Genomic DNA, 3,362 nt, shown 5'->3' on the forward strand with positions numbered 1-3,362 from the left:
CCGGGTGCCGCCGGTGCTGCCGGTCCCGGGCGATCGCCTGCGCGCCATCGTCGCCCAGGTGGCGGCCGAGGAGCCGCGCACCGAGCTGGCCTTCCAGGCCCGCTGGGCCGAGGAGGATCGCTACGTCGTCCGCTCCGAATGGCTGCGGCTACCGGATACGGTCGCCGTCGCGATCGTCGGGGCCGGCGAGGGCCGCTCCACGCTCGTCCTCTACGCCTGCCCGCAATTCGGGGTGCTCGACGCCGGCGGCAACCGGGCGCGCCTCGAACGCTGGCTCGACCGGATCGAAGGTCTGGCGCGGACCGAGGTCGCACGCTGACGGGGGCGTCTCAGCGCGCGGCGAGGAGCGGCCCGAACACGTCGATCACCCCGTTGATGGTGATCTGCGTGCCGACGCAGAGCAGCAGGAACGCGAACAGCCGGCCGAGCACCCGCGCGCCGATCGGCCCGAGCAGGCTCACCACCCGGTCGGCCGAGGCGTAGATCAGCGCCACCGTCGCGGCGACGCCGAGCGCGGCCAGCGACACGCCGACGTAGAAGCCGAGCCGGTCGGCCATCAGCGCCGGGCGGTTCGAGCCGAGGGTGATCGCCACCGCGATGGTGCCCGGCCCCGTGGTGAAGGGCAGGGTGAGCGGAAAGAACGCGATCTCGGACAGCGGGTCGACGGATTTCTGGCCGTCCGCCGGCGTCGGCTCGACCGTCTTGACGGACGCCGCCTTCGCAGGCTGCGCCGTCGCCTCTTGGTTCGCGGCCTGGGCCGTCGCCTCTTGGCTCGCAGCTTGGGCGGCCGCCCCTTGGTTCGCCGCCTGGGCGGCCGCCCCTTGGCCCGTCGTCGAGGAGACCTCGGCCTGCTTGCGGGCCTCGCGCGCCTCCGGCCGGTTGAGGAGCCCCCAGGCGGAGGCGCCGACGACGAGGCCGCCGGCGATCCGCAGCGCGCCGAGCGACACGCCGAAGAAGTTGAGGATCGGCGCGCCGGCCCAGAGCGCCGCCAGCATGATCAGCAGCGCGTACCCGCCGATCCGGCCGGCGAGCCAGACCCGGTCGTCGTGGCTGTGCCCCGCCGTCACCTGCGCGAAGATCAGCGCCCCGCCGAGCGGGTTCACGATCGAGAACAGGCTCGAAAGCGCGAGCAGGAACTGCTGGATGGCCGCTTCGACGCTCATGCTTCGTCGCTCATGGCATGTGCCTTCCGCTCACGGCATGCGCCTCTCGGATTTCCGCAGCCGGCACGATGCCTGAACCTGATGGACGGAACGCGAGCGTCCCGTTCGTCATTCCGCATCCCCCGCCGGGAGGCGCCTGTCTACGGCGAACCCGTGCCTCCGCGCGACATCGCGGCGGAAAACCCGTCACCCCGGCGCGGGCGCCGGCACGAGCACCCGGGCGGGGGCGAGGCGGCGGGCGCGGTGGACCTGCTGCACGGCGATCGGGCGGTAGAGCTGCTTGGTGGCATGCACCACGTGGAGGCCGGCGAAGGGCAGCGAGAGGCCGGTCCCGACGCGCTCCCAGGCGCCGGCGGTCCGCAGCATCACCCGCGAGCGCAGGGGCGGCATGTACAGCGTCTCGGCCCAGCCCTCCGGCGAGAACAGCGTGTCGCGCATCAGCCGGCCGAGCTGCGAGCGGCTGTAGGGTTGGCCGTGGCCGAACGGCGTCGCGTCGCGCCGCGTCCAGACCCCGCGGCGGTTGGGCACCACCAGGATCATCCGGCCGCCCGGCGTCAGGGTGCGCCAGACCTCCTTGAGCAGTTCCGTCGGGCTCTCCACCGCCTCCAGCGCGTGCACCAGGATCACCCGGTCGATCGCCGCGTCGGGCAGCGGCATCATCGTCGGGTCGGCCAGCGCCGAGCAGGAGCGGCCGGCGCCGGGCCAGTTCACCACCCCTTGCGTCGCCGGCATGAAGGCCAGCGTCCGCTCGGCGATGCAGTGCACCGGCCCGAGATAGGGCACCGCGTAGCCGAGCCCGAGAACGCGCAGGCCCGAGACCGAGCCGAGGAAGCCGTGGAGCGTGCGGGCGACGATCCGGTGCGTCGTGGCGCCCAGCGGCGTGGCGTAGAAGGCCCGCAGGTCGGTGACGTCGAGGCGCATGGGCGTGAGGCGGGGCGGCGTTCGTGTGGGCCGGCGGCCGGCGATGCGGATTCAATGGGGCCGTGCCATCGCCGCGGCAAGGCGCGAAGGGCGACTTGCGGCGCCGCGCGGCGGGGAACCCCCCGGTTTCGGCACCCGTTCACCGCGGGAGGCGCCCGGAAGGGGGCGCCAGCCCGGAGACGCGTTCATGGCGACAGTGCCCGAAATCCGCACCTTCCTGTGCCGCAGCGACAACGTCGGCGTGCTGATGCGCGACCCTGCCACCGGCGCCTGTGCGGCGATCGACGTGCCGGAGGCCGCCCCCGTCCTGGCGATGCTGAAGGAGACCGGCTGGCATCTCACCGACATCCTCGTCACCCATCGCCACGGCGACCACATCGAGGGCATCCCCGAAGTCAAGCGCGCCACCGGCGCCCGCGTGACGGCGCCCGCGAAGGCCGGCGCGGCGATCCCCGACGTGGACGTCACGGTGTCCGAGGGCGACACCGTCCGGGTCGGCGACCTCTCGGCCGAGGTCTGGGAGACGCCGGGGCACTGCGCCGACCACGTCACCTACTGGTTCGCCGATTCGGGAATCGTGTTCTCGGGCGACACCCTGTTCACCCTCGGCTGCGGCCGCGTGATGGAAAGCCCGCCCGAGATCCTGTGGCGCTCGCTGAAGCGGTTCCTGCCACTGCCCGACGCGACGCGCGTGTTCAGCGGGCACGACTACGTGCTGTCCAATGCCCGCTTCGCAGCCGCAGCAGAGCCCGGCAACGCCGACCTGCTGCAACGTATGCGGGAAGCTGAAGAGCTCAAGTCGACCGGCGGCTTTCTGGTTCCCTCCACGATGGCAGAGGAGCGGGCGACCAACCCGTTCCTGCGCTGCAACCTGCCGGCACTCAAGTCGGCGGTCGGCTTCGGTGAAGACATTGACCCCGCAACAGTTTTTGTTGCGCTGCGAGATTGGAAGAACCGCTTCTGACACACAGGTTTTCAAGGAAATTTTGTTGCGTTCTCAAAGAGAAGTGAACATACGACGTTCGACAGGCGCTCAACCGTCTTGATCGATAGGCTCCTCAACGGAGTCTCGACGTCAACGGAAGCGTGTTCCCGCTTCTTTCGGTCAGATGGGGGTCCGTCTCGCCTTACCACCTTTCGTCCTCACGCCTTCCGCTTCCCTTCCTCCAGCCGGATTCAACGCCGCGCTCCGAAGAGCAGTCCGCCGTCGAGCCGGCCGCCAAGGCGCCGCCCGCGGCGAACCGACCTCCGGCCGATCCCGACAACTCGGCCCGCACC

Annotated in this window: 3 protein-coding genes and 1 pseudogene; 2 read left to right on the top strand and 2 right to left on the bottom strand. The window is 71.4% G+C overall.

Features of this window, described 5'->3' with window-relative positions:
- Positions 1–319, top strand: a pseudogene (locus FV222_RS20775) (DUF1499 domain-containing protein); the annotation flags it as partial.
- 10 nt (positions 320–329) lie between these two features.
- Here FV222_RS20775 and FV222_RS20780 read toward each other — a convergent pair.
- Positions 330–1,163, bottom strand: a complete 834-nt coding sequence (locus FV222_RS20780; RefSeq protein WP_147763818.1) for a MarC family protein — start codon at positions 1,161–1,163, stop codon at positions 330–332.
- A gap of 186 nt (positions 1,164–1,349) precedes the next feature.
- Positions 1,350–2,084 carry a class I SAM-dependent methyltransferase gene (locus tag FV222_RS20785; protein ID WP_147815540.1) on the bottom strand — a complete coding sequence of 245 codons (735 nt, stop codon included), beginning with the start codon at positions 2,082–2,084 and terminating at the stop codon, positions 1,350–1,352.
- A gap of 196 nt (positions 2,085–2,280) precedes the next feature.
- On the opposite strand from FV222_RS20785, the gene gloB reads away from it, so the two are divergent.
- Entirely contained in the window at positions 2,281–3,048 is a 768-nt protein-coding gene (gene gloB, locus FV222_RS20790) for a hydroxyacylglutathione hydrolase (protein WP_187277403.1), read from the top strand.
- The last annotated feature ends 314 nt before the right edge of the window (positions 3,049–3,362 follow it).

It is taken from the genome of Methylobacterium sp. WL103 (genome assembly GCF_008039885.1).
Lineage (GTDB): Bacteria > Pseudomonadota > Alphaproteobacteria > Rhizobiales > Beijerinckiaceae > Methylobacterium > Methylobacterium cerastii.